General features: G+C 62.8%; 30 protein-coding genes. 21 read left to right on the top strand and 9 right to left on the bottom strand.

All coding sequences use genetic code 11. From position 1 onward, the window contains the following. Positions 1-42: 42 nt before the first annotated feature. Positions 43-312: a ribbon-helix-helix domain-containing protein gene (locus F3H58_RS10945; RefSeq protein ID WP_149742208.1), complete on the top strand. Its 270-nt coding sequence runs from the start codon at positions 43-45 to the stop codon at positions 310-312. Then, positions 302-664: a type II toxin-antitoxin system RelE/ParE family toxin gene (locus tag F3H58_RS10940; RefSeq protein WP_149742207.1), complete on the top strand. Its 363-nt coding sequence runs from the start codon at positions 302-304 to the stop codon at positions 662-664. The genes F3H58_RS10945 and F3H58_RS10940 overlap by 11 nt, the downstream gene beginning before the upstream one ends. Here the strand turns inward: F3H58_RS10940 and F3H58_RS10935 are convergent. Further along, entirely contained in the window at positions 661-909 is a 249-nt protein-coding gene (locus F3H58_RS10935) for a hypothetical protein (protein ID WP_149742206.1), read from the bottom strand. The genes F3H58_RS10940 and F3H58_RS10935 overlap by 4 nt on opposite strands. A gap of 192 nt (positions 910-1,101) precedes the next feature. Between F3H58_RS10935 and F3H58_RS10930 the strand changes: the two genes are divergently transcribed. After that, positions 1,102-2,511, top strand: coding sequence for an MFS transporter (locus F3H58_RS10930; RefSeq protein ID WP_188128892.1), 1,410 nt, complete (start codon positions 1,102-1,104; stop codon positions 2,509-2,511). Here F3H58_RS10930 and F3H58_RS10925 read toward each other — a convergent pair. Together F3H58_RS10925 and F3H58_RS10920 are read right to left on the bottom strand one after the other, a co-directional pair. Beyond that, positions 2,502-2,675 carry a hypothetical protein gene (locus F3H58_RS10925; protein ID WP_078051557.1) on the bottom strand — a complete coding sequence of 58 codons (174 nt, stop codon included), beginning with the start codon at positions 2,673-2,675 and terminating at the stop codon, positions 2,502-2,504. The genes F3H58_RS10930 and F3H58_RS10925 overlap by 10 nt on opposite strands. 68 nt (positions 2,676-2,743) lie before the next feature. Next, the gene (locus F3H58_RS10920; RefSeq protein WP_149742204.1) at positions 2,744-4,459 is read right to left on the bottom strand and encodes a glycoside hydrolase family 32 protein; all 1,716 of its coding nucleotides are present in this window, start codon (positions 4,457-4,459) and stop codon (positions 2,744-2,746) included. Between the two features lie 168 nt (positions 4,460-4,627). Between F3H58_RS10920 and F3H58_RS10915 the strand changes: the two genes are divergently transcribed. After that, complete coding sequence (locus F3H58_RS10915) at positions 4,628-6,088, top strand: protein adenylyltransferase SelO (protein ID WP_149742354.1); 1,461 nt, start codon at positions 4,628-4,630, stop codon at positions 6,086-6,088. A 173-nt stretch (positions 6,089-6,261) separates the two neighbouring features. On the opposite strand, the gene F3H58_RS10910 is transcribed toward F3H58_RS10915, so the two are convergent. Next, entirely contained in the window at positions 6,262-7,362 is a 1,101-nt protein-coding gene (locus F3H58_RS10910; protein WP_149742203.1) for a saccharopine dehydrogenase family protein, read from the bottom strand. Between the two features lie 144 nt (positions 7,363-7,506). On the opposite strand from F3H58_RS10910, the gene F3H58_RS10905 reads away from it, so the two are divergent. Next, positions 7,507-7,938 carry an Lrp/AsnC family transcriptional regulator gene (locus F3H58_RS10905; RefSeq protein WP_149742202.1) on the top strand — a complete coding sequence of 144 codons (432 nt, stop codon included), beginning with the start codon at positions 7,507-7,509 and terminating at the stop codon, positions 7,936-7,938. 232 nt (positions 7,939-8,170) lie between these two features. Here the strand turns inward: F3H58_RS10905 and F3H58_RS10900 are convergent, their stop codons facing one another. Continuing rightward, on the bottom strand, positions 8,171-8,539 hold the full coding sequence (locus F3H58_RS10900) for a winged helix-turn-helix transcriptional regulator (protein ID WP_003509204.1): 369 nt from the start codon (positions 8,537-8,539) through the stop codon (positions 8,171-8,173). 154 nt (positions 8,540-8,693) lie between these two features. Here F3H58_RS10900 and F3H58_RS10895 point away from each other — a divergent pair, with 154 nt between their 5' ends. Beyond that, positions 8,694-9,533, top strand: coding sequence for an SDR family oxidoreductase (locus F3H58_RS10895; protein WP_149742201.1), 840 nt, complete (start codon positions 8,694-8,696; stop codon positions 9,531-9,533). A 23-nt stretch (positions 9,534-9,556) separates the two neighbouring features. Here the strand turns inward: F3H58_RS10895 and F3H58_RS10890 are convergent, their stop codons facing one another. Beyond that, complete coding sequence (locus tag F3H58_RS10890; protein ID WP_188128891.1) at positions 9,557-11,197, bottom strand: alpha/beta hydrolase; 1,641 nt, start codon at positions 11,195-11,197, stop codon at positions 9,557-9,559. Between the two features lie 253 nt (positions 11,198-11,450). On the opposite strand from F3H58_RS10890, the gene F3H58_RS10885 reads away from it, so the two are divergent. The 11 genes from F3H58_RS10885 to F3H58_RS10835 all read left to right on the top strand — a co-directional run bounded on the left by F3H58_RS10885 (position 11,451) and on the right by F3H58_RS10835 (position 20,020). After that, complete coding sequence (locus tag F3H58_RS10885) at positions 11,451-11,978, top strand: hypothetical protein (protein ID WP_149742199.1); 528 nt, start codon at positions 11,451-11,453, stop codon at positions 11,976-11,978. Beyond that, the gene (locus tag F3H58_RS10880) at positions 11,975-13,234 is read left to right on the top strand and encodes a DNA-packaging protein (protein ID WP_188128872.1); all 1,260 of its coding nucleotides are present in this window, start codon (positions 11,975-11,977) and stop codon (positions 13,232-13,234) included. Before F3H58_RS10885 ends, F3H58_RS10880 begins: the two co-directional genes overlap by 4 nt. A 448-nt stretch (positions 13,235-13,682) precedes the next feature. Continuing rightward, the gene (locus F3H58_RS10875; RefSeq protein ID WP_149742198.1) at positions 13,683-14,321 is read left to right on the top strand and encodes a lysozyme family protein; all 639 of its coding nucleotides are present in this window, start codon (positions 13,683-13,685) and stop codon (positions 14,319-14,321) included. A gap of 58 nt (positions 14,322-14,379) precedes the next feature. Further along, a complete protein-coding gene (locus F3H58_RS10870; protein ID WP_003522330.1) occupies positions 14,380-14,688 on the top strand; it encodes a Dabb family protein in 309 nt (102 codons plus the stop codon). Between the two features lie 269 nt (positions 14,689-14,957). Continuing rightward, on the top strand, positions 14,958-16,124 hold the full coding sequence (locus F3H58_RS10865; RefSeq protein ID WP_149742197.1) for a phage portal protein: 1,167 nt from the start codon (positions 14,958-14,960) through the stop codon (positions 16,122-16,124). A 196-nt stretch (positions 16,125-16,320) separates the two neighbouring features. Beyond that, positions 16,321-16,641, top strand: coding sequence for a DUF6107 family protein (locus F3H58_RS10860; protein WP_003521211.1), 321 nt, complete (start codon positions 16,321-16,323; stop codon positions 16,639-16,641). 28 nt (positions 16,642-16,669) lie between these two features. Next, a complete protein-coding gene (locus F3H58_RS10855; protein WP_149742196.1) occupies positions 16,670-17,242 on the top strand; it encodes an HK97 family phage prohead protease in 573 nt (190 codons plus the stop codon). Between the two features lie 30 nt (positions 17,243-17,272). Beyond that, positions 17,273-18,541: a phage major capsid protein gene (locus F3H58_RS10850; RefSeq protein ID WP_149742195.1), complete on the top strand. Its 1,269-nt coding sequence runs from the start codon at positions 17,273-17,275 to the stop codon at positions 18,539-18,541. 178 nt (positions 18,542-18,719) lie between these two features. Beyond that, positions 18,720-19,289: a head-tail connector protein gene (locus tag F3H58_RS10845; RefSeq protein WP_149742194.1), complete on the top strand. Its 570-nt coding sequence runs from the start codon at positions 18,720-18,722 to the stop codon at positions 19,287-19,289. A gap of 3 nt (positions 19,290-19,292) precedes the next feature. Continuing rightward, positions 19,293-19,628 carry a phage head closure protein gene (locus F3H58_RS10840; protein WP_149742193.1) on the top strand — a complete coding sequence of 112 codons (336 nt, stop codon included), beginning with the start codon at positions 19,293-19,295 and terminating at the stop codon, positions 19,626-19,628. Continuing rightward, the gene (locus tag F3H58_RS10835; RefSeq protein WP_149742192.1) at positions 19,625-20,020 is read left to right on the top strand and encodes a DUF3168 domain-containing protein; all 396 of its coding nucleotides are present in this window, start codon (positions 19,625-19,627) and stop codon (positions 20,018-20,020) included. The genes F3H58_RS10840 and F3H58_RS10835 overlap by 4 nt, the downstream gene beginning before the upstream one ends. Positions 20,021-20,027: 7 nt before the next feature. On the opposite strand, the gene F3H58_RS10830 is transcribed toward F3H58_RS10835, so the two are convergent. After that, a complete protein-coding gene (locus tag F3H58_RS10830; RefSeq protein ID WP_188128871.1) occupies positions 20,028-21,227 on the bottom strand; it encodes an MFS transporter in 1,200 nt (399 codons plus the stop codon). A gap of 90 nt (positions 21,228-21,317) precedes the next feature. Here F3H58_RS10830 and F3H58_RS10825 point away from each other — a divergent pair, with 90 nt between their 5' ends. From F3H58_RS10825 to F3H58_RS10815, 3 genes are read left to right on the top strand one after another with little or no spacing between them, the layout of a single operon-like run. Further along, entirely contained in the window at positions 21,318-21,725 is a 408-nt protein-coding gene (locus F3H58_RS10825; protein WP_003521219.1) for a phage major tail protein, TP901-1 family, read from the top strand. Next, positions 21,725-22,084, top strand: coding sequence for a gene transfer agent family protein (locus F3H58_RS10820; RefSeq protein ID WP_059753802.1), 360 nt, complete (start codon positions 21,725-21,727; stop codon positions 22,082-22,084). The genes F3H58_RS10825 and F3H58_RS10820 overlap by 1 nt, the downstream gene beginning before the upstream one ends. Then, complete coding sequence (locus F3H58_RS10815; RefSeq protein WP_149742191.1) at positions 22,081-22,290, top strand: rcc01693 family protein; 210 nt, start codon at positions 22,081-22,083, stop codon at positions 22,288-22,290. Before F3H58_RS10820 ends, F3H58_RS10815 begins: the two co-directional genes overlap by 4 nt. A 5-nt stretch (positions 22,291-22,295) precedes the next feature. Here F3H58_RS10815 and F3H58_RS10810 read toward each other — a convergent pair whose 3' ends face one another. Both F3H58_RS10810 and F3H58_RS10805 read right to left on the bottom strand, forming a co-directional pair. Beyond that, the gene (locus F3H58_RS10810; protein WP_020808630.1) at positions 22,296-22,700 is read right to left on the bottom strand and encodes a DUF2442 domain-containing protein; all 405 of its coding nucleotides are present in this window, start codon (positions 22,698-22,700) and stop codon (positions 22,296-22,298) included. After that, positions 22,693-22,893 carry a DUF4160 domain-containing protein gene (locus tag F3H58_RS10805; RefSeq protein WP_286169392.1) on the bottom strand — a complete coding sequence of 67 codons (201 nt, stop codon included), beginning with the start codon at positions 22,891-22,893 and terminating at the stop codon, positions 22,693-22,695. Before F3H58_RS10805 ends, F3H58_RS10810 begins: the two co-directional genes overlap by 8 nt. A gap of 137 nt (positions 22,894-23,030) precedes the next feature. On the opposite strand from F3H58_RS10805, the gene F3H58_RS10800 reads away from it, so the two are divergent. Beyond that, positions 23,031-23,612: a phage tail tape measure protein gene (locus F3H58_RS10800; protein ID WP_149742350.1), complete on the top strand. Its 582-nt coding sequence runs from the start codon at positions 23,031-23,033 to the stop codon at positions 23,610-23,612. Positions 23,613-23,645 lie beyond the last annotated feature (33 nt).

The following is a 23,645-nucleotide window of genomic DNA, read 5'->3' as shown; positions in this document are numbered from 1 at the left end:
TATGCTACTGAGTAGTAGCTCTTTTGAACCGGGAGTGCCACAGTGTCCGTCAAGGCGTCAGTTTCCATCTCCGATCAACAGGATAGCTTCGCCCGCAGGCTGGTGGAGGAAGGGCGTTATGCCAGCCTCAGTGCCGTCGTCCAGCGAGGGCTGGAACTGCTTCGGCAGGAAACGGAAACGAAGGACGCCGAACTTGCCGCGCTTCGTGACTTGCTGGTCGAGCGACGGCAGGGCGACTTCGTCGCCGTGGAAGAGGGCAAACAAAGAACGGCAGCGATGATCGCAGCCAAGAAGACCGGTTATGGCCTTTAAGGTCCTGCGCTCGACACAGACGGATCAGGACCTCGGCCTCATTCTCGATCATCTCATCCAGTCCTATCTCGACCTTGGCGACGCCTTGCCGGGGGCTTTTGCGCGCGCTGCGCGACGCGTCGGGTCAATTGAAGCGGATATGGAAGCGCTTCACAAAGCGCCTTTTCAGGGGACATTATTGCCCGAAATATTGCCCGCCCTTCGCCGGGTAACGAAAAATCAGGCTGTCTTTTATTTGGATGTCGATGAGGGTGAAAAGACCGTGCGTATTCTCGCGGTTTTTTTCGGCGGGCAGGATCATCTGCGCCATATGCTCACGCGCCTGTCCCGTCGCGCGCCGAATCTTCCCTAAACCTCGTCGAAAGCCCCGCCTTCCCGCGAAGGGTTGCGGTCGATCACTCGTTCCTCGGCATCGTCGGGCAGGGCCTCGTCGCTTTCCTGATAGGGATCGTCCTCGCTCTCTGCCTCTTCTTCCTCGATTTCCTGTTCGATGGATTGCGGAATTTCTCCCTTGGCGGGAAGGGCGTCCATATCGAGATCGAGCAGGTCCTCGTCCATGGCGTCTTCGTTGCGGGGCAGGATTTTCTCGCGGTCCATGACGGTGTCCTTTCTGTCCGTTCACTCCACAAACGGCCCGGAGGCGCGAAGGGTTCCTGCCGCCGTTGAATTCCGTCACTGAATTCCGTCAGGCCGGATTGCGTGAAAAAGCCGTCTTGACCTCAATGGCGCTTGAGGTTCTAGTTTGCCCGCCGTACCCGAAAAAATGGAAAGGATACGGCTTTGTCGAGTATGGAAATGACGGAGAAAAACGGCTGGAGCGAATTGCTGAGCGGGGCGAATCTCTCGCTTCTGACCGTCATTTCCTCCGGTATCGGCCTGCACGCTTTCAACCAGTTCGCGGTGGTGACGGCCTTGCCCGTGGCCGTCAACGAAATTGGCGGCGCTACCTTTTATAGCTGGGCCTATAGTCTCTATTTCGTCGGTTCCGTGGCGGGCGGCGTCACCGCCGTCCTGTTTCGCGAGCGTTTTGGCGCACGCGCCGTTTTGCTTCTCTGCTGCCTGATCTTTTCGCTCGGTTCGGTCCTCTCGGCAATCGCCGGTGACTTTTTGTGGGTCGTCGTCGGCCGTGCCCTGCAGGGGCTGGCCGACGGGCTGATCGTCGCCGTGTGCTACAGCCTCATTCCCGCCGGCTTCCGCTCCGGCCTGCTGCCGAAGGTCTTCGCCATCGAGGCGGCGATCTGGGCGGTCGCCTCCTTCATCGGCCCGCTGACCGGCGGTTTCGCGACCGAACATATCTCCTGGCGCGCCACTTTCCTGCTGTCGGCGCCGCTGATTCTGCTGCTTCTTGCCTATACCACCATTGCCGTCTCCGCCGAGCGGCCGGTGGCGGCGACGCGCAAACCGCTGGTGCCGTTGGCTCTTTGCCTTGTCGGCGCCCTGGCGTTTTCCGCGCCTTCCGCCTTCGAGGATGCGAGCCTGCGCGCCCTTTCGCTGCTGGTGGGCGCGGCGATGCTGTGGGCTTCGCTGCGTGCGGGCATCCGGCCTTCAATCGGTCTTTTCCCGAAGGATTCCTTTCGGCTGAAGACGGTGCTCGGCAGCGGTTTCTGGGTGCTGTTCCTGATGTCCTACGCCCATGCGCTGGGCAGCGTCTATCTCGCTTATGTCGCCATCAATCTCTGGCGGCATGAACCGACCTTTGCCGGTTTCATCGTTGTGACGATGCCGCTTGCCTGGAGCTTCGTGGCGATGCTGATCGGCAGCCTGCGTTCTGCCCGCCTTCGGGAGATTTGCCTGCATTACGGCCCTTACCAGATGGTGCCGGGCTGCGCGCTGCTGGGGCTCGGGCTTGCGACCGGCAACTGGGGAGAAATGCTCGTCGGGCAAATTCTGATAGGCTCTGCCTTCGGCATGTCATGGGCCGGCATCAGCCAGGCCGCCATGGAGGCCGCGCCGGAAGAGGAGCGCAAGATGACGGGTGCGCTGCTGCCGACAGTCGCGACGCTGGGCGCCGCCGCCGGTGCGGGCGCCAGCGGCACCGTCGCCGCTGCGACCGATCTGGTAGGGCAGATCGAGCGGGCGGATGTGACGATGCCGATGGTTTACCTCTATGGGCTGGGTGTGGTCGTATCGCTGCTGGCGATCATGACCGCCAGCGGCTTGCGGGGCGAAAGACGGCTCTTCCGCCACCGTCAGGACTGAGTGGTGGCGATGGTGATCGCCGCCAGATAGACGACGAAGGCCATGATCGCGATCGCGCCGATAATGACGACGATGCCCTTGCCGGCGCGTTTTTTCTCGGCCTTGTTTTCATTGGCTTCGGTGGGAAACAGGATCGGATCGCTGGTGTCGCGGATTTTGGTCATGCCGTTTCTCCTTATCCGTGGAATGGGCGGTTTCGGTCTATCAACCGCCCAATCCGTCAAAAGGTTCCTCACGGTTTCAGCGCCCAGCTGGTGGCATGCACCACCGCGCCGGGTGCGGCCTTCAGCAGCGCCGAGCGTACCGGTTCGAAACCTTCGAGGCGCTTGGTGCCCACATATCGGCCGCGATTGGCGAAGACTTCGATGGAGCCGTAATCAAGAAAGATGCGGATGCGGGATGCCCTCGCTCCTTTGGCGATATAATGCGGCGAGGGGCCGTCTCGCCCGTCCTCGTGGCGGATCCACAGGCCCGTTTCATCGGAAACGACGCCCAGCCGGACCGCCGGATGATCGAGCACCAGTTCGAAGGGCGCGCCGGGTGAGGCGAGCTCGAACAATATTTCCACCGCCCCGCTGATGAAGGTAACGCGTTCGCCGGCGGCCAGCCGCGTGCGGTCGAGAATATGGCTGCGCAGGCTTTCCGCCGCACCGATGGGCGGGGTCAGAAGCTCGCCGTTTGCATAATGAATCCGGCGCGGCAGCGTCATGGAGGTGGGGAAATCGATCTCCGGATTGGCATCCGCCCAATTGGCCAGCCAGCCCATGCCGATGATGCTGTCGCCATCCAGAAAGGCCTGGAAGGCGTAATTATCGGTACCGAAATCCAGCTCCTGCCCGGATTCCTTGGTGAAGACCTTGCCGTCGAACCAGCCGACATCGGCCATCGTCAGGTTCTTGCGGCCGGTTTCCGGGTCTTCCGAATGCATCAGCCCATAGACCAGCACCCAGCGGGTGGAACGGGCATTGGCAGGTCCATCGAGCGGCAGCAGGCAGGGGCATTCGATGGCCGTGGTTTTATAACGCGTTTCCACCCACAGCTTGCCCACATAGGTCCAGCCCGATGCGGCGGTGGGGTCCAGCGTCTCGTAAAGCAGGATGACGCCGCCGCCATCGCTCTGGCTGCCGAGCACCATTTTCCAAAGACCATCAGGGCCGCGGAAAACATAGGGGTCGCGGAAATCCGGCGTCAGCCCCTGTCCGTCCGGGCGAGTACCCAGAATGACTTCGGCCTGCCCGGCCATGATGAGATCGGAGGAGGTGGCGGTGAGCTGTATCTGCTGTTCGGGAATGCGGTCCTGCACCTGTTCGGTGAAGAAGACGCGGATGCCCGTGCCTTCCACCAGCGGAATGGTGGAGCCGGAATAGGCGCCGCCGCGCTTGTCTGGCCGGGTTGTTAGGTCCTCGGAAGGGAAAAGGAAGATCGGCAGATGCCGCCAGCGCAGATAATCCGACGAGACGGCATGGCCCCAATGCATGGTGTTCCAGCGCAGCCCGTGCGAATAATGCTGATAAAACAGATGCGGCCGCCCCTCGAAACGACCGAAACCGTTCGGGTCGTTCATCCAGCCGAAGGGCGGGCGGAAGTGATAGCTGCCGGGAAGCTCCGGTGCGGCATTGTCCGGCTTGGTATGGACGACGGTGATGCCGGTTTCGAGCACATCCGACGCCGTGAACCAGTAGATGACGGAAACTGCGGTCGTGACCGTGTCGTAACTCAGCTCCACATGGCCGCCGCCGAAAACCTGATAGATTCGAAAACCGAACTCTTCCGTGTTGACGCTTGAAACCTCAGCGAATTTTCCATTCTGATTGGAAAAGGAGACGGCACCCGGCTCAGCATCTTTCTTCGCCTTCAGCCAGACATGGAAGGTGGCGTTGACGGGCAGATCGGTGTGAATGGTGCGGATGGCGCTTTCCGGCTCGGCTACGGCTTCAACGACGCTCATTGCTTTTCCTTTCCTTCGGCATTCTGCGGGTCAAGCATAGGAACGATGATGGCGCGGGAAAGTTCATTGCGCAAAATTGAATGAGGCGATCGCGCAGGTTGGGCATTTATCGCTCGCATCCGCCGCCTTCCGGCCCCATATAGGGGCAAAGCAGGGAGTTTACCCGTGATGAAATTCGACAATTCCTATGCCCGCCTGCCGGAACGGTTCAGCGCCGCCGTGCTGCCGACGCCGGTCAAGGCGCCGCGGCTCATCGCCTTCAATCGTGGGCTGGCCGATGAACTCCTTCTCGATGTGGCCGGCCTTGACGATGAAAGGCTGGCGGCGATCTTTTCCGGCAATGTCGTGCCGCAGGGGGCCGAGCCGCTGGCCATGGCCTATGCCGGCCACCAGTTTGGCGGTTTCGTGCCGCAGCTCGGCGATGGCCGCGCCATTCTGCTCGGCGAGGTGATCGACAGGAACGGCAAGCGCCGCGATATCCAGCTCAAGGGCTCCGGCCCGACGCCGTTTTCCCGCCGGGGCGACGGGCGCGCGGCCCTTGGCCCGGTGCTGCGCGAATATATCATATCGGAGGCGATGTTTGCGCTCGGCATTCCTGCCACGCGGGCGCTGGCGGCTGTCCTCTCCGGCGAAAGGGTGCAGCGCGAAGTCGGCCTGCCGGGCGGCGTCTTCACCCGCGTGGCGGCAAGCCATATCCGGGTCGGCACCTTCCAGTTCTTCGCGGCGCGCGAGGATGAGGAAGGGATCAGAAACCTCGCGGACTATGTGATCGACCGTCATTATCCCGAGGCGAAAGAGGCAGACAATCCTTATCTCGCCCTGCTGCAAGGCATAGCGCAACGGCAATGCGAACTCATTGCCCGCTGGATGATGGTGGGCTTCATCCATGGCGTGATGAATACCGACAATATGGCGGTGTCAGGCGAAACCATCGATTTCGGCCCCTGCGCCTTTCTTGACGAATATCATCCGAACAAGGTCTTTTCCTCCATCGATGCACAGGGCCGTTATGCCTTCAACAACCAGCCGGGCATCGCGCAATGGAACATTGCAAGGCTGGCGGAATGCCTGTTGCCGCTGCTCGATCCGCAGGTGGAAAAAGCCGCCGAACTCGCCAATGCCGTTCTCGCCGATTTCGCCGCCGCCTTTCCCAAACGCTGGCTTGCCGGCATGCGCGAAAAGCTTGGCCTGACGACGGAGGAAGAGGGCGACATCGATCTGGTGCAGGCGCTGCTGGCGCTGATGCAGGCATCGGAGGCGGATTATACGCTCACCTTCCGGCGTCTTTCCCATGCGGCCAATGGCGATGCCGAGCCGTTTCGCGGCATGTTCATCGATATTGCGGGGGCAGACGAATTTCTGGCGCGCTGGCGGGAAAGAGCCGGTCGCGAGGGGATTTCCGATTCCGAACGATCAGCGGCGATGCTCTCCGTCAATCCCGCCATCATCCCGCGCAACCACCGCATCGAGGAACTGATAGAGGCGGCGGTGGAAGAGGGGGATTTTGAGCCCTTCCACGCCATGCTGAGGGCAATCGCCACGCCTTTCGAGGAGCGGCCTGACAACTTCGTCTATATGCAGCCGCCGATGAGCCATGAGCGGGTGTTCAGGACCTTTTGCGGGACGTAACGGGTTCGTCAATCCTCGCCGTCATGCCGGACTTGATCCGGCATCCAGCCGCCGCGCGTCTGCGCGGCGAGAAAAGCTTTGTCAGCCCAAGGACTTGGGCTGGCTGGATACCGGCTCGAGGCCGGTATGACGGAGGAATGGGAGGAGATGTTCTCTCGCCCGGTTGTTCTTTCTCACCCAACCCGCGCCAGCGGCTCATGCGCGCCATAATAGTGGCCGAACCGATTTTCGAGGAATTTCGATAGCGCCACTTCCTCCTGTCGCACGAAGCCCTTCTGCGGCAGGGTGCCTTCGGCGAGCAGATCGAGAACCGTGCAGATGCCGGCGGCGGTGGTGATCTGGATGGCGCTCATCATGCGGCCGGAAACCGGGCCGGCATAGACCTTGTTGGCATAGGTTTCCTGCAGGAAACGGCCGTTGCGGGTGCCGCAGACGGTGACGAAGACGATGACCACATCCTGCATGGTGCCGGGCAGGGCGTTTTCGAACAGATCCTTCAGCACATCGCGGCGATTGCGCAGGTTGAGGTCGTTCAGCAGCGCCTTCATGATCGCGACATGGCCGGGGTAACGGATGGTGCGGTAATTCATCGTCCGCACCTTGCCTTCCAGCGTGGCGCAGAGCGTGCCGAGGCCGCCCGAGGTATTGAACGCCTCATAGGTGACGCCGTCGAGCGAAAATTCCTCGCGCTCTTCCAGAGCCGGAACGGCTGTAAGGCGGCCTTCGACGATCGCTTCGCAGGGCTCGATATATTCGTTGATCAGCCCGTCCGTGCTCCAGGTGAGGTTGTAGTTGAGCGCATTGGACGGATATTGCGGCAGAGCGCCGACGCGCATCCTCACGCTGTCCAGCTTGTCGAACTTGGCGGCAAGATCGGCAGCGACGATGGAGATGAAGCCGGGGGCGAGGCCGCATTGCGGAATGAGCGCCGTCCCGGCCGTTTCCGCGAGAGCCTTGACCTTGCGGGTGGATTCGACGTCTTCGGTGAGATCGAGATAATGCGTGCCGACCGCAACGGCCGCTTCGGCAATGCCCGCCGTCAGGTGGAAGGGGGCGGCGGATAGAACGGCGAATTTGCCTTTCAGCAGTGCTTCCAGAGCGGGACGGTCGGTAATGTCGACGATTTCGGTATCGACCCGTTCATGCGCCGGCACATTGGCCAGCTGATCGGCCGAACGGTCTGCGACGGTGATGCGATAATCGCCGGTGGCGGCCAGCATCCAAGCGATGGCCGAACCGATATTGCCCGCGCCGATGACGACAATGTTTTTCATGTTTTTGTTCCCCGCAGTGAATGCAAATGTGTCAGCGCGGATGCGCTTCAAGAACAGAATGCCAGTTTTCATTGACGATTCGCAGCTTCACTATGTGCGGATAGCGGGTTAATATTAGGCAATAAGACGACAGGATTGGTCACTATGACGATTGCCGACAAGGACCGGGCGCTGCTTGCCCTGCTTTCCGAAAATGCCCGCATGCCGGTGGCGGAGCTGGCGCGCAAACTCGGCCTTTCGCGCACCACGGTGCAGGCCCGCATCGAGCGGCTGGAGGCGGACGGGGTGATTTCGGGTTATGGCCTCAGGCTTTCGGAAAGCTATCTTTCCGGGCTGGTGCGCGCCCATGTGCTGATTACCATCGGGCCGAAGGCGCTGCCCGGTGTCACGGCGGCCCTTGCCGCCATCAAGGAGGTGACGACGCTGCATTCGGTGAGCGGCACCTTCGACCTCATCGCCATTCTGGCCGCGCCTTCGATCCTCGATCTCGACCGGTTGATCGATCGCATCGGCGCGCTTGACGGCGTGGAGCGCACGCTGTCGTCAATCATTCTGTCGACGCGGATTTCGCGGTAGGAGCGTTTGAGGGAGTGGAAGATACGCGAAACCCACTTCCGTCATGCCGGACTTGATCCGGCATCCAGCCGACGCGCGTCTGCGCGGCGAATAGAGTCTTTTCAGCCCAAGGACTTGGGCTGGCTGGATACCGGATCAAGTCCGGTATGACGGAAGCGATGGTCTGCAAAACGAAGCAGTAAAGGAGTTTGCCGCTCCCATGCTTCCGTCGCTACGCGGGCGCGAAGACCCTCTAAACCACCGCCCTCTCGTCATAAGCTCTCTGCGCCGCCATCACCGCGTCGATATTTCCCTCCGCCCAATGGGCAAGCGCCGCCACCGTGTCGGTCAGCGTCCGCCCCAGCGGCGTCAGCGAATATTCGACCGTCACCGGCACGGTCGGGAACACCTGCCTCGAAATCAGCCCGTCGCGCTCGAGCTTCTTGAGCGTCTGCGACAGGACCTTCTGCGAAATGCCCTTGATCTCCCGCCGCAGCAAATTGAAGCGCACCGCTTCCACTCGCAGCCGGTCGAGGATCAGCAGCGCCCATTTGTCGGCGATCCTGTCCAGCACCATGCGGGTGGGGCAGCGGTCTTCATAGACGTCATAGATGCGTTCCATGGTCTGGCTCCGTTGTTTCAGGGCATCTTTCGGGGGAAAGCCGGTTTCCGAAAGGAAACCAGATAACCGAAAAGTGCTCTCTTTTCATGATTTCGCAAACGCAGTACCTGTGTTTTCGAAACATGGTTTCCATTAGATACTACGGAGATTTGAGATGACAGGCAAGATACTCGTAATCGGTTCCACCGGCACGATCGGCACGCCGCTGGTGAAAGCGCTCCTTTCGAAGGGCGAAAGCGTGAAGGCCGCCTCCCGTAGCGGCAACGCCACGGACGGCGCGGAAGGCGTGCGTTTCGATTATACGGACGCATCGACTTATGCGCATGCCTTCGACGGCGTTGACCGTCTGTTTCTCATTCTGGCGGGCGGGCGTCTCGATGCCATCGATGCATTGACGCCCGTTGTCGAAGAGGCCGCGCGCCGCAAGGTGAAGATCGTCTTCCTCAGCGTCCTCGGCGTCGATGCCGACGATTCCATTCCCTATCGCCAGATCGAGCTGAAGATCATCGCTTCGGGTACGCCTTACGTCATCCTGCGCCCCAACTGGTTTGCCGATAATTTCCACAGCTACTGGAAGGCCGGCATCGATCACGGCCAGATCGCCGTGCCGGCCGGCGAGGGCAAGTCGAGCTTCATCGACGTCCGCGATATTGCCGACAGCGCCGCCGCCGCCCTGACCTCTGACGCCTTTAACGGCAAGGCTTTCAACCTGACGGGTCCGAAGGCCTTCGGTTACGGCGAAGCGGCCGCGCTGATATCGCAGGCGATCGGCAAGCCGGTTTCTTACGCCGCCGTTTCGGACGAGGTCTTCATCGGCATCCTCACCGGTGCGGGCGTGCCGCAGGACTATGCCTCCTTCCTCGCTTCGATCTTTTATCCCGTGCGTGAAGGCTGGACAGCGGTGGTGACCGGCGATGTCGAAACGCTGACCGGCCATGCGCCGCGTTCACTGGAGACCTATATCGCCGACAATCTGGACAGGCTGAAGGGCTGAGGCTCAAAGCGAGCCCGCCGCGCTCACGCCGGATCGGTGGAGCCGCGGCGGGCCTTGAAGAACATCTTCAGCCGCTGGATCTCCTCGGGGTTCCAGCCGCTTGGCGCGGTTACTTCCGTCCATGCATCGATGTAATGTTCCGGCGCATAGACATGGCCATAACCGATGGGCGCGGTGGTGGCTGCGGCGACATCGAGACCGAGCTGCAGCAGGGTGACGACCGGGAACCAGCGGAAGGACGTGGAAACGTCAGGCCCGTGATGCGCCATCCATTGCGGCCGCCGGTAAAGCGAGGCGGCCTCGAAGAAGGTAATCGGGTCGCTGGCATATTGCAGATAGACGATCCGCATCGGCCCCCATTTCGCATCGGGCATATGGGCGGTGGTATATTGGTTGGCGAAGCGGATGACGGAGGAATCGCGGAAGCGCGGCAGCCATTCCGGCGTGCCCTTCACCCGGCCATTGGTGGCCATGCGCCATGTCGGGCTGGAAAAGGGCGGTCCGCTCCACAAGGCGCCCTGGAACGGGTCGGACAGCACATCATAGAGATCGGAGGATTTCTGCGAATTGAGCGAACCGAGGCTGAGGCCATGCAAGTAGAGCTTCGGCCGCGTCTCCTTCGGCAGCGTGGTCCAGTAGCCATAGACGGCCTCGAACAAAGCGCGCGCCGTCTCGACACCGTAATCCGGCTCCGTCAGCAGCGCGATCCAGCTCGAGAGATAGGAATATTGCACGGCGACGCTGGCGATATCGCCGTCATGCAGATATTCGACCGTATCGAGCGCTTCCGGGTCGATCCAGCCGGTGCCGGTGGGGATGACGACGAGCAGCACCTTGCGCTCGAAACCGCCGACCCGTTTCAGCTCCTCCAGCGCCAAGGCCGCTCTTTCTTCCGGCGTCGACGCCGAGTTGAGTCCCGCATAGACCCTGAGCGGCTCCTTTGCCGGGCGATTGGTGAAGGCGGATATCTCTGTGGCCGCCGGGCCTTCGGCGACGAATTCACGCCCGCGTCGCCCGAGCGATTCCCATGTCATCAGCGAGGCGCTGCTGCCGGTCTTGAGGGCGTCGGACGGGCGCGGCACGTCGGGCTCGATCAGCGCATCCACCTGTTTCAGCGAGGAATCGGCAAATCTGAGGCCGATATCGAAGATCAGGCCGTTGAGCAGCATCCATGAGAGGATGATTGCCACCGCGATACCGAGCACATTGGCAAGGCGGCGTGGCAGGAAATGGCGGCTGCGCGCAGCAAAGAACCGGCGGATAAGCTGGAACAGCCGGCCGGCGCCGATGAGGATGGCGGCGACCAGCACCGCAAGGCCGCCGGTCTTGGTGGGGTGGGCGCTTGGCAGCGGATCGAGCTCCATCAAAACGCGGATGGAATTCTGCCAGTCCTTCGCCTGCCATAAAAACGCGATGGCCGTGATGGCGGCGGCGAGCGCAATGAGAAAACGAATGCCGCGCACATTGTGGCGTGAAGGTTCAGGCAGCTCCAGATAGGCCCAGATGGCGTGCAAAGCGACACCGATCAGATAACCGATGGCGAAGGAAAAGCCGCACAGCACGCCCTGCATCAGCCATGTGCGCGGCAGGAGCGAGGGCGTGAGCGAAGCGCAGAACAGGATAGTGCCGAAGACGATGCCGGTTGCCGAAAGACCTGCAAACAACCGCTCAACCCATTGTTTCACCAACTTGACTTGCCCCTTGTACTCACCGCGTGGTGCGGAGTGTAATATGTGATGGACGAGGGTGCAAAATCCTGCGGGAAGGAAAAAAATCATGAAAATAGGAAAATAATCCTTTACAGCGTGACGGTGGTTTGATAGTGTTTGGCTACGGTCGGAGATTTGCGGCTGACAAGGTGTTTTACACCTTGCTCGCGCTCCTCATTGACTGATCGTTCTCTCGCAGGCCAATCCCATGACAATGTCTCACAATTGCGATCCGGCGCTCTACGACGTCTGGCCGGAAACGCCCGCCTATGCGACTGAGGACATGCCGGAAGCCGCGCCGGAGACGAAGTCGCGGGCCGACAGGCAGGCTGCCGAAGATGCGGCGCGCAACGGCAGCCTGCGGCAATTGCTGAACGAGCTGACGGAGGAGATGCGCGAGCAGTTCTGCCTGTACCGCAATCTCCGCCAGGCGAGCGAAGCGGCCTTTCTGGCGACGGCGGAGGACGCTTCGGGCAAGCTGGCGCGCGCCGATGTGAAGGCTGCGACGGACCAGCTCTCGCTGATCGTCCGCACGCTGGAGCGGATCGACGCTTTGCAACGGGTGCTGGCGGAAGAAAGGGAAGCTCTTTTCGGCGAAGACGAAACCGAGGCCGGGGATTACGAAGCGGCGGTGGCGCATTTCCTCAACCGCATCGACGAACTGGCTGAACAGAAATGCCGCGCGAAGATGGAGGCCGATCCCGCCCGCAGCCCCTCCGCAGAAGCCGACACATGACGGATATGTCGACCGGACCCCATCTGGAGGCGCAGGTCTTCAACCTCCTGCGCGACTGGCGTTTCATCGGCAACCTGCCGCAGCAGCCGCCGGAGGGCGACTGGCGGACATGGCTTCTGATCGGCGGGCGCGGTTCCGGCAAGACGCGTGCCGGGGCGGAATGGGTGCATCGTGTCGCATCCGCCGGCAAGCAGTCGGATTTGCGCATCGCGCTCGTGGCCGAAACGCTGGGCGACGCCCGCGAGGTTATGATCGACGGCATTTCCGGCATCTGCCGCATCGCCCGCCGCCATCGCCCCGCCTTCGAGGTATCACGCCGGCGGCTCCTCTGGCCGAATGGCGCGATGGCGCAGGTGTTTTCTTCGGAAGACCCGGAAAGCCTGCGCGGCCCGCAATTCCACATGGCCTGGGCGGATGAGCTGGGCAAATGGAAATATCCGCAGGAAACCTGGGATATGCTGCAATTCGGCCTGCGTCTGGGTGAAACGCCCCGGCAACTGGTGACCACCACGCCGCGGCCCATTCCGCTTTTAAAGGCGCTTCTCGCCGATCCCTCGACACGGGTGGCGCGGATGCCGACGGCCATGAATGCGCGCAACCTCTCGCCCGGTTTTCTCAAAGCCATGCAGGACCGCTATGGCGGCACCCGGCTGGGGCGTCAGGAAATCGGCGGTGAATTGATCGACGAGCGGGAGGGCGCGCTGTGGAAACGCGCCGATCTGGAAGCGATTATCGAAGCGGCGCATGAGCCGCTGGCGCGCATCGTGGTGGCGGTAGATCCGCCCGCCGGCGTCGGTGAACATTCCTGCTGCGGCATCGTCGTGGCGGGGCTCGGCATGTCCGGGCGTCTTAACGTGCTGGCGGATTGTTCGGTGGAAGGCGAAACGCCGGCCGGCTGGGCCCGCGCCGTGGTTGCCGCCTTTCGTCGCCACGAGGCCGACCGGGTGGTGGCGGAGGTCAATCAGGGCGGCGAGATGGTGCGCGCCATGCTGCAGAGCATCGACGCCAACCTGCCGCTGACGCTGGTGCGGGCGAGCCGCGGCAAATTCACCCGCGCCGAGCCGGTCGCCGCACTCTATGAACAGGGCAGGGTGCGCCACGCCGCGCGGTTTGAAAAGCTGGAAGACCAGATGACGGATTTCGGGCCGGGTGGTCTTTCGTCGGGACGCTCGCCGGACAGGCTGGATGCGCTCGTCTGGGCGATCACGGCGCTGACGACGATGGTGGTGAGTGAACCGAAAGTCCGGGGGATGTGAGTTGGCTGATTATTGGCTCCCGCGAAGGAGAGCCAATTACCCGTCGAGCGGATGCCCCCGGTTTCTTCTCCCCGCCGGGGAGAAGAAAAGTGAGGCATCGTCAACGCCCATTTCGGGCGTCTGGCGGATATTATTTCTTCGGGGATTGCGCCGGTTTCGGCTGGGAGCCGGTTTCACGCATCTGGCGCCACTCGTTTTCGAGACGGTCATAAACGGTCTGGGGGATTGTCGCTGTCATGGTGGCATTCCTCCTTGAATGGTTAACGCTGCAGGATTGCGCGGTGAATGGAGTTAGCGCGCTAAGGTTCCGAAATTCAAGGAATTTTTTACCCCAAAACCCCGGGGCGCGGATTAAAATCGATTAAGGTTTTTTCAAATCGATTTAGTTCCGGCGGCCTGCATGTGGAAAAACCGGGCGTCGTATTGCCCATCATTTTCAGGAGCCATCATGGCCTATGACGAGGCGCGATTCTTCGCGTCGGCGCGGATTTCCATTTTCGGCGGTCGCCTGCGCGCGGCCCAGCTTGCCGGCACAAAAACGATGCTGGCGGGATTTGAAAAGGTGATGCCGGGCGGCGATCCGCGCTGGCTCGCCTATATGCTGGCTACGGCCTTTCACGAGACGGCGGCGACCATGCAGCCGGTGCGCGAGACATTGGCGGCGAGCGATGCCGAGGCGATGGCAAGGCTCGACCGCGCCTTTGCGGCGGGCAGGCTGCCCATGGTGCGCAAGCCCTATTGGCGGCCGGACACGGAGGGTAAGAGCTGGCTGGGGCGCGGCTTCGTGCAGCTGACGCATCGGCGCAATTACGAGGCCATGTCGGCGCTGACCGGCGTCGATCTCCTCGAACGGCCCGAGCGCGCCATGGACGCGGAGGTGGCCACCGCGATCCTGATCTACGGCATGGCGGGCGGCGGTTTTACCGGCCGCAGGCTCGCCGATTTCTTCAGCGACAGGCGCGAGGATTGGGATGGCGCCCGCGCCATCATCAATGGCAGCGACCGGGCGCGGGTGGTGGGCGGTTACGGGCGCGCATTTCATCACGCGCTTGTCGCGGCGCGGATTGAACCCGGGCGGGCCAGATGATAACCCGTTACCCGGTGCCGAAAAGGCTGCCTCCGAATTCTGCATGACAGGTGACACCGTGATCCGCCATATCGTCTTCTTCACCGTTCCCGAGGAAAACCGCGACGCAGTGCGCAGGGGGCTTTCCGGCCTCACCGCGATACCGCATTCGCTGAAGCTGGAAATCGGCGAAAACGTGAAGAAGGACCAATGGGGCAATTCGGTCGATTTCATCGTCTATGGCGAGTTCGAAAACGAGGCGGCGCTCGCCGCTTACAAGGCCGATCCCGCTTATGATCTTTCGACCCGCACGGTAAAGCCGCTGCGCGAGACCCGCGTTGCCGCCGATTTCGACAGCGATACGGCGGTGAAAGCGCCGATCCGGTAAACGTCCGGTTTCACCGAAGTCGGCGCGAGATATTGCCGTTGTGCGGACAGGGTGCCTCACGCGCGACGTCATCCTTGGGCTTGTCCCAAGGATCTGATCACGTCCAATAAAATCGAGACGTTGCAGATGCTCGGGACAGGCCCGAGCATGACGAAAGAGAGCTTTCAGGACTTCGTCAGAAATTTCAGGGCCTACCCTGTCGGTGAAAACCCCACGCGGGCGACGCCGCAGGACTCGACGCCGCGCGCCATCAAAACAAGGACAACTCCATGCGATTTCCCTTTTCCCTGCCGTGGCTGCGCCCGGCGGATGGCAGAGCCGTGCCTGAAAGCCGGAAAATGGCCGATGGCTTCATGGCGGTTGCCGTGCAGGGCGGGCAGGCCTTCTGGTCGGGCCGGTCCTATGCCGCACTTGCCCGCGAGGGCTTCATGAAGAACCCGGTCGCGCACCGGGCTGCCCGCATGGTGGCGGAGACCTCGGCTTCCGTCAGCTGGCTGCTTTATGATGGCGAAGAGGAACTCGCCGATCATCCGCTCCTGGCGCTGCTTTTAAAACCGGGCGCCCATATGGGCGGGCCGGATTTCTTCGAGGCGCTTTATGGTCACCTCATGCTCGCCGGAAATGCCTATATCGAGCCGCTGACGGTGGGTGGGCGGCTGCGCGAGCTGCATCTTCTGCGGCCCGACCGGGTCAGCATCGTCGAGGGGCCGGATGGGTGGCCGGTGGCCTATGATTACCGTGCCGAAGGCCGCGCCTCCCGGCGCATCGCCGCCGAGCGTGACGGGCTGGGGTTGCTGCATCTGAAACTCTTTCACCCGCTGGATGACCGGGCGGGTTTTGCGCCGCTCGCCTCCGCAGGGGCCGCGCTCGATCTGCACAATGCCGCAAGCCAGTGGAACAAGCGCCTGCTCGACAATTCCGCCCGGCCCTCCGGCGCGCTTGTCTATCAGCCGAAGGAGGGCGGCAATCTCTCCACCGAACAATATGAGCGGCTGAAGCGCGAGCTGGAGGAAGGCTATCAGGGCGCGATGAATGCCGGCCGGCCGCTGCTTCTGGAAGGCGGGCTGGACTGGAAGGCCATGGGTCTTTCGCCGCGCGACATGGATTTTCTGGAGGCCCGCAACGGCGCGGCGCGCGATATCGCGCTTTCGCTCGGCGTGCCGCCGATGCTGATCGGCATTCCCGGCGACAATACTTATGCCAATTACCAGGAGGCGAACCGCGCCTTTTATCGCCTGACCGTCCTGCCGCTCGTTTATCGCACGGCGGCAAGGCTCTGCGGCTCGCTTTCTCCGGTCTTCGGCTCTGGGCTGAGGCTCGAACCCGATCTCGACAAAATTGCCGGGCTTGCCGGCGAGCGCGATGCGCTCTGGGCACGCATCGGCGCGGCCTCGTTCCTGAGCGACGAGGAAAAGCGCGAAGCGGTCGGCTACTGAGAAGAAAGAACGGCGCTCTCGAAACGGGCGGCGTCAGCTGAATCATTTTCTGAAGAAGCGGACTCTCTTTGTGAGCTCTTCCGCCCAAGCTTTTCCGAAGATTCGCAAAATCACCCGGCGCAGGCGCGCAAAAAACGCCTGCGTGTGACGCGGTGCGTCCGCCCGATAACCACATCCTAGAACGGAATGATTACCCATGTCTGAATTCGCCAATGAGGCCGGCATCTGGGCCGCCCGCATCACCGGCGCCGTGGCGGGCGCGGGTGTGTCGCTCGTTTATCTCCTGCCGAAAAGCAGACGCGAGGCCGCGAGCCGTTTCATCACCGGCGTTTCCTGCGGCATGATCTTCGGCGGGCCTATCGGTCTGTGGATCGTGCAGCAGCTCGATATCGCCGGCGCGCTTTCGGGCCGGGAAATCATGGTGGCGGGTTCCGCCGCCGCCAGCATGGGCGCGTGGTGGGGGCTGGGCGTGCTGGTGCGCATCGCCGACCGTTATGGTGCGCGCCCGCGCGCCTGACACTTCCTTCACATCGCAGGAGTTTTCCATGCACGTTTATCGCGGGCCGCGTCCCGCCACGCGCAAATTCGCCAATCTGGAACTGCGCGGCATTGCCAGCGATGGCACCTTTTCCGGTTATGCCAGCGTCTTCGGCGAGGTCGATCTCGGTCAGGATGTCATCGAGCGCGGCGCTTTCCGCCGCTCCATCGAGGAGCGGGGTGCAGCCGGTATCCGCATGCTCTATCAGCACGATCCGGCCGAGCCCATCGGCGCCTGGCGCACTATCCGCGAGGACGAGCGCGGCCTTTATGTGGAGGGCGTTCTCGCCCCCGGCGTCGCCCGCTCCCGCGAGGTTCATTCGCTGATGAAGACCGGCGCGCTGGACGGGCTGTCCATCGGATTCCGAACAGTGCGTTCCGGCAAGCCGGCGAGCCACGGCGTCCGCCGCATCCTGGAAGCCGACCTCTGGGAAATCTCGGTCGTGACCTTCCCGATGCTGCCTTCGGCGCGCGTTTCCGACGTCAAGCATGCCCGCTTCTTCCGCGACCGCGAGACCGAGCTGGTGCGCACCATGCGCCGCGCCGCCCGCGCGCTGTTCGACACGACACCCAAACGCTGACTTCCGGACAATCACCAACAAGGAAACGACATGACAGACCAGATGACGAAACCGGCCCCGATGACCGTCGCGCCGCAGGTGAAGGCCGTGCCCGATACGGTGACGGCGGCCTTCGATGAGTTCATGGAGGCCTTCGAGGCCTTTCGTGAGACCAACGACCAGCGGCTTGCCGATATCGAGCGCAAAATGGGCTCTGATGTCGTGACCCGCGACAAGCTCGACCGCATCGACAGGGCGCTCGACGACAACCGCCGGATCATGGACGATCTGGCGCTCAAGAAAGCGCGCCCCGCGCTTGGCCGCAAGGATGCGCTTTCCCACGACGCCGAAGAGCACAAGGCCGCTTTCGAGGCCTACATCCGTCGCGGCGAGGAGGGCGCGTTGCGCGATCTGGAGGCCAAGGCCTTTGCCGGTTCGACCGGGGCCGATGGCGGTTTTCTGCTGCCGAACGAGACGGATGGCGAGATCGGCCGGCGCATGACGGCGATTTCGCCGATCCGCGCGCTGGCGACCGTCCGGCAGGTTTCCGCCGCCGTGCTGAAGAAACCCTTCTCGCCCGGCGGCATGACGACCGGCTGGGTTTCCGAAACGGCGGCGCGTCCGCAAACGGCAACGCCGCAGCTTGCCGAGCTTTCCTTCCCCACGATGGAGCTTTACGCCATGCCGGCGGCCACACAGGGCCTGCTGGATGACGCGGCAGTCGATATCGAAGCCTGGATCGCCTCCGAGGTCGACATTGCCTTTGCCGAACAGGAGGCCGCCGCCTTTATCGCCGGTGATGGCGTCAATAAGCCCAGGGGTTTCCTCTCCTATGCCGCCGTCGCCAATGATGGCTGGAGCTGGGGCAATATCGGGTATGTCGCGACCGGCGTTTCGGCCGGTTTCGCCTCCGCCGGGCCGATGGATGTGCTGCTCGATGCCGTTTATGCGCTGAAGGCCGGCCACCGCCAGAACGGAACCTTCCTGATGAACCGCAAGACGCAAGGGGCGTTGCGCCGCTTCAAGGATACCAGCGGCGCCTATCTGTGGCACCCGCCCGCCGCCGCCGGCCAGCCGGCCTCGCTGATGGGCTTTCCGGTGACGGAAGCGGAAGACATGCCGAATGTGGCGGCCAACAGCTTCGCCATCGCCTTTGGCGATTTCCGCGCCGGCTACCTCGTCGTCGACCGTACCGGGGTGCGCATCCTGCGCGATCCCTATTCGGCCAAACCCTACGTGCTGTTCTACACCACCAAACGCGTGGGCGGCGGCGTGCAGAATTTCGAGGCGATCAAGCTGGTGAAATTCGGGGTGAATTGACCGCCCTTTCTTCTCCCCGCCGGGGAGAAGATGCCCCGAAGGGGCAGATGAGGGGGCAACGTTGCCGAATATCTCTACCCTTGCCCCCTCATCCCGCTGCCGCGGACTTCTCCCCCTCGGGGAGAAGAAACAAGCGGTGCCCGCTGGCTAATGCGATTACCTTCCTTCCGGAGACCCCATGACCTATGCCCTCATTCATCCGCCGCAGGCGGAGCCGTTGACGCTTGCCGAGGTGAAGGCGCATCTGCGTCTCGACAGCGGCGATGAGGATGCGCTTCTTGCCGCGCTCATCCGCACCGCCCGCGAGCATCTGGAACGTACGACCGGGCTTTGCCTCATCCGCCAGACCTGGCGGTTTTATCTCGACCGGTGGCCGCAGAACGGCGTGATTCCGATTGGCAGGACACCGGTGCAAGCCATCGAAACTATACTGGTTTTTGACGGTGAGGGTCGCTCGGCGGACATCACCGCCGTGGAAAAATTGCTCGATGGCGCGGCGCGGCCGGCAAGGCTGTGGCTGCGCGATCCGCCGGCCCCCGGAAGAGCGATGAATGGCATAGAGATCGATTTCATTGCCGGCTATGGCGAAGCGGGAACGGATGTGCCCGACACGCTGAAACGCGCCATGCTGGTGCATGTGGCGCAGATGTTCGCCTTTCGCGGCGCGGTCGCCCCGGAAAACCATCCCGCCGCCATTCCCGCCTGCTACGAGCGGCTGGTGGCGCCTTTCTGCCGTCTTGGGCTTTGAGACATGAACCTTGTTTTTCTCGATCCCGGCAAGTTGACGGCGCGGCTGGAACTGGACGTGCGGACCGAAGCGCCGGACGGGCAGGGAGGTGCTGCGGAAAGCTGGAATTTCCTGCGCTCGCTCTGGGCTGCGATCGAACCCGTTTCGGAGGCATCGCATGAACGGGCCTCGGCCGAGGGCGTGACGATCACCCATCGCGTCTGGCTGGCTTACCGCGGCGACATCGCCGCCGGCATGCGCTTTCGCAAGGGCCGCCGCATTCTGGCGATCCGGGCGGTGATGGACCCGGATGAGACGCGTCGCTTCATCGTCTGCCGCTGCGAGGAGGAAAGCCGATGAGCGCCGCAAACCTGCTTCTGCAGACAATTTTTGCAAGGCTCGGTAGCGATGCAGCGCTGACAGCGCTTATCCCCGGCGGCATCGTCGACCGGCTTCTGCCGCGCGCGCTTCTGCCGTGCATCGTTATCGATGATCTCGAAAGCCGGGACTATTCGACGGCCACGGAAAAGGCCGAGGAGCATTTCCTGTCGCTGCAGATATGGAGCGATGCCAATGGCCGCAGGGGTGCCGGCGAAATCGTCGACCGGGTGAAGATCCTGCTCGATGATGCGGCGCTGCCGATTGCCGGCGTTTCTCTCGTCAATCTGCATCTTCTTTCCAGCCGCTCGCGGCGCGAGGCGAAGACACGGAATTTCATCGCGGAGATGCGATTCAGGGCGGTGACGGAGTAGCGCCGTTTCAGGAGCCCTGCCTGCGCACGGTTTTCCACAGAACGATCAGCAGCAGAAACGAAATGCCGATCAGCACGGAGGCGATGGTGAGCATGGCGGATACGCCGCCGCGATCGAGCGCCACGGTGAAGATGACCGGCGCCACGGCAATGGCGAGATTCTGCGGCAGGGAGATGCGCGCGGCCTGAAGCCCATATTCTTCCGGCGAAAATACCGCGAGCGGCAACACGGCCCGGCTGACGGTAAGCACGCCGGCGCCAAAGCCGAAGAAAACGATGAAGCCGATGAAGGCGGGCATGGCCGGGGCAAAGGCGAGCAACAGCAGCAGGGAAAAGAGCAGCAGACAGAAGCCGATCATGGCGGTGAGGAAGGGGTTTCCGTGCTTCCCGAGCAGAAAATCCAGCCCGCGCGCCGTAATCGCAAGGACGCTGCGTGCCGATGCCAGTTGCACCGCAAGCGATTGCGTTGCGCCGGCCTGAACCAGAAGCAGCGGCAGAAGCGGTGACAGGCCGAAGGTCGTGAACGCGCTGATCGTCGTCATGGCGGCCAGCAGCACGAAGGCGCGCCGCGTATCGACCGGTGAGGGCGAAATCGCCGTCTCTTCTTTCGGCATTGCCTCTTTTCGGGCCGGCCGGCCGGGAAGCACGAAAAGATAGAGCGGCAGCAGGATGAAGATTTGCAGACAGGCATAGGCGGCAAGCGTGCCGCGCCAGCCGAGATGCTGATCGGCAATGGTGGTGACCGGCAGGAAAACCGCCGCCGAAAGCCCGGTGAACAGCATCAGCAGCGTCAAAAGCCGGCCGCTTTCCGCGCCAACGCGTTCCACCACGGCCGCATGGGCCGCCGTCGTCAGACCGCAGGTGGCGGCAAAACCCATCACGGCCCAGCCGAAGAGATAGCTCACCGCCCCGCCCGCGAGGGCGAGCACGGCAAAGCCGGCCGCGAAGAATACCGAACCGGCCGCCAGCACGGGCGCCGCGCCGTGGCGCATCAGCATTCTTCCAAGCAACGGGCCGCACAGGGCGCTGATGGTCATCATGATCGTGAGGCCGGCGAAAACCACACCGTTGGTGATGGCGAGTTCCTTGCCGATCCGTGGCCCGAGGACGGCCAGCATATCGAAACCGCTACCCCAGCTCACAATCTGCCCGACCGCAAGCACGCCGATAAGGCGCGCGCGAGACGTCAGGGGGGCAGCGTCGGACATGGTGAGATCGCGGGGTGCGAGGTGCAGGAACGCTTTTGGTAGCAGGCCCGTCGCAACCCCGCAACATCAATCGAGACGAAAGGAAACAACATGGTGGCGCAGAAGGGCAAGGACCTGCTGCTGAAGATCGACAATGCCGGTTCCTATGCAACCGTTGCGGGGCTGAGGACAAAGCGGCTGGCCTTCAATGCCCAGGCGGTCGATGTGACGGATGCCGAAAGTGCGGGGCGCTGGCGGGAGCTTCTTGCCGGCGCCGGCGTGCAGCGGGCATCGCTCACGGCCTCCGGCATCTTCAAGGATCAGGCAAGCGATGCGCTGGTGCGCGGCGCATTTTTTGCGGGCAGCATTCCCGGCTGGCAGATCGTCATTCCCGGTTTTGGCATCGTTACCGGGCCGTTCCAGATCGTGGCGCTCGAATATTCCGGCCGTCACGATGGCGAGGTGCAATTCGAGATCGCGCTGGAATCGGCCGGTCTTCTCACATTCGGAGCGCTGTGATGGCTGAGCGTTTGCGTTACGGGCGGGCGAACCGCCATCGCGGCGAGATCGAGGCGCTGATCGACGGCGAAAGGCGCGTTCTCTGCCTGACGCTCGGTGCGTTGGCCGAACTCGAAACCGCCTTTGCAGCCGACGACCTCACCGCGCTCGCCGAACGTTTCGCGAGCGGCCGCATGAAGGCGGTCGACATGATAAGGGTGATCGGCGCGGGCCTGCGCGGCGCGGGCAACGTCTTTTCCGATGAGGATGTGGCCGCCGCCACGGTGGAAGGCGGCATTGCCGGCCATGCCGCCATCGTCGCCGATCTTCTGACCGCGACCTTCGGCGGCCTGAAAGGCGAGACGCCGCCGGACCCTTGAGCGCCGCAGCAGGCGAAGCGACGCCGCGCCCGTTCCCCTGGGAGGCGACGATCCATGCCGGCTTCTGCCTGCTGCGGCTCTCCTCAGAAACCTTCTGGCGGCTGACCCCGCGGGAATTCTTCGCGATGACGGGCGGCAACGCCGTTCTCCGCGGCCCGGATCGTCAGGCGATGGAGGCGATGATGCGGCGGTTTCCGGATGGGTGACGGCGTCAGGGCATTTTTCGCGGACGGCCGCCCTTCGCGCCGTTCGCCCGACTGGCTGCCGTCTTGGCCGGAGAGCGGGATTGCCCGCCCTTGCGCTGCGTTTCCATGAATGTGCGGCTGCCGAAAATACCGTTCATCAGGCCGCTGATCGTATAGTCGACATCGAGGGTTTCCCAATGCAGACCCGTCTCGCCGAGTAGTTCGACATCCGCAAGCTGTTCGGCGGTCGCGTCCTGCAAGCCTTCGAGCGCCCGCGCGGGAAACATGAAGCAGGCGCCGTTGGCGAAATCGACGATGACACGGGCCGAGGCCGTTTCGAAACGCACGGAAACCGGAATGGGGCGCTCGGCGCGCTCTTTTTGCCAGCGTTCCTTGGCGGCGGCGAGTTCGGCATCGCTGACCTCAACCATGATGTCGTCTCCAGGTTTCCATAAACAGCTTCCGGTTTTCCTCGATGACGGCGACGGCGCGCCGCACATCCCGGTCCGACATGCCGCCCTGTGTGAGAACGACGAGGCTGACGATGTCGATACGGGCTTCACCCTCTCCATAAACATGGGCATGCGGCGGCTCGTGATCGGCCGTGTAGATGACAAAACGCATGCCATGCTGGCGGAGAACCGTGACTATGAGAACCATAACCCAAGAAGTTGGGTTTTAAAAGAGTGTGGGTTGAAGCAGCGGTTTTGAGAGCTGTTTCAGCACCCTGCATTCCCCAGTTGAATCAGAAAGGCAGCGCGATGGCGGGCGAAGGATTGATGGCGGAGAACCGGGAAGAGGCGGAGGCGCTGTCCGAGGTGATGGGCGATCTTGAGCGCCGGTCCGAGCGGTTCGGTGCGGCCCTGACCTCGGCCCTGCAGGCGGCGACGGCGGGCGGCAGGGGGCTGGACGATGTGTTGCGCGGGTTGGGACAGCGGCTGTCCGGCATCGCACTCTCGGCCGGTCTGAAACCGCTTGAGGGCATGATCGGCAATACTGTCAGCGGGCTGTTGAACGGCGGCGGTTCGCTGTTCGCCTTTGCCGACGGCGGTGTGCCGGGACGCAGCATCACGCCCTTTGCCGGTGGCGGCGTCGTTTCCAGTCCCGCCTTTTTTCCGATGGGCGGCGGACTTGGCCTGATGGGCGAGGCGGGTGCGGAAGCGATCCTGCCGCTGAAGCGCGGTTCGGATGGCGCTCTCGGCGTTGCTGCACCGTCCGGCGGCGGCGGGGCGCAGATCGTTTTTAACGTGACGGCGACGGATGCTGCGAGCTTTCGGAAAAGCGAAGGCCAGATCGCCGCCATGCTGGCACGCAGCGTCGGGCGCGGCCAGCGCGGATTGTGACCCACGCGTCTTCTCCCACGTTTCAAGACCATC

This window comes from Rhizobium sp. NFACC06-2 (assembly GCF_900101425.1).
Classification (GTDB): domain Bacteria; phylum Pseudomonadota; class Alphaproteobacteria; order Rhizobiales; family Rhizobiaceae; genus Agrobacterium; species Agrobacterium leguminum.
Note: the sequence above shows the minus strand (reverse complement) of the source record. Positions and strands in the feature narration are given on the sequence as shown.